This is a genomic window from Rhizobium sp. Root491 (genome assembly GCF_001427205.1).
Taxonomy (GTDB): Bacteria; Pseudomonadota; Alphaproteobacteria; order Rhizobiales; family Rhizobiaceae; genus Agrobacterium; species Agrobacterium tumefaciens.
In genome coordinates this window covers 1-1,189 of sequence record NZ_LMFF01000013.1, presented here as the reverse complement: position 1 = coordinate 1,189, position 1,189 = coordinate 1, and the positions used below count along the sequence as shown (strand labels likewise).

Annotated in this window: 1 protein-coding gene and 1 pseudogene; both read right to left on the bottom strand. The window is 60.8% G+C overall.

Annotated elements, in window-relative coordinates; translation table 11 throughout:
* Positions 1-387 (bottom strand): annotated as a pseudogene (locus tag ASD46_RS27815) (AAA family ATPase); the annotation flags it as partial.
* Position 388: 1 nt separating this feature from the next.
* The coding region (locus ASD46_RS14990; RefSeq protein WP_323455130.1) for an AAA family ATPase at positions 389-1,189 on the bottom strand (801 nt) is incomplete at both ends.

Genomic DNA, 1,189 nt, shown 5'->3' with positions numbered 1-1,189 from the left:
CGCAAAGGCTACCGATGCCTGCCTCTGCCAATCATGGCGCTGGCGGCGTATCCCGGAAAGTTCGACATGACCAATGTGCTCGGCAATCGCCCTGAAGGGTGCACCGGCTCCGATCGCCTGCAGCTGCTCATGGTCGCCGACGAGAACGATCTTTGCGCCACGCTCTTCAGCCTCACCGATAAAGCGGGCGAGCTGCCTGCTGCCGACCATGCCGGCCTCGTCAATGACAAACACGTCACCGCGTCCGATCAGATCCCGGCCATGGTCCCAGCTGTAAGTCCATGACGCAAGCGTGCGGCTCTCTATGCCAGAACTTTCCTCAAGACCCTCGGCAGCCTTTCCGGACAGCGCCGCTCCATGGACCTGATAGCCTTGAGCCTCCCACGCNAAGCGTGCGGCTCTCTATGCCAGAACTTTCCTCAAGACCCTCGGCAGCCTTTCCGGACAGCGCCGCTCCATGGACCTGATAGCCTTGAGCCTCCCACGCCTCGCGAGCGGCGGCCAGCATGGTGGACTTTCCAGCACCGGCAAACCCGACCACAGCGGCGATGCATTCTGGACCTGTAATATGTTTGATCGCATGACGCTGTTCGTCCGACAATCCCGCTGACGGATCGCGCGCAGCCGACGGTCCGCCGGAGCTTCTCCGGAGAGCGTTATCCTGCCTCTCCATCGCACGCTCGACATGGCGCGGATCGACGCCATGGGAATGCGCGTGATGCAACCGCTCCGCCGATCGCGCCATGCCAAGTTCCAGATCGATCATCTCCTGTGTCGAATAGCGCGCATTGGAAACCTCGCCTGTCTCGGCATCGATGCGCTCAGCCTGAAGCTCCACGAGCGCTGGTGATGCCAAAACAGCCGCAAAGGCGTTCTGGAATGTTTGGGCGTCATCGTTGATGTAGCGATGCAAGGTCTTGGCAATATCGTGCCGATCGAACACGCTCTTCTCATGGCTGAGCAGCGTCAAAACCTGTTCCGGTTTTTGGCGGATCAGCTCGGCATTTTGCCGTGCTGCCTCGTCATCCAGCCGCCCGCGCTCGACGGTCATTCCTTGCTGGCGCATCTGCGACGCATGCACGCCCATATGTTCGGTCGGCGACAACTCAAGGCCGCGCTCAATATGCGAGCGATGATCGATGCGAACATCCAGGCCTTCGCGTTGAAGCTGACGGTTGGCGATGCCTTC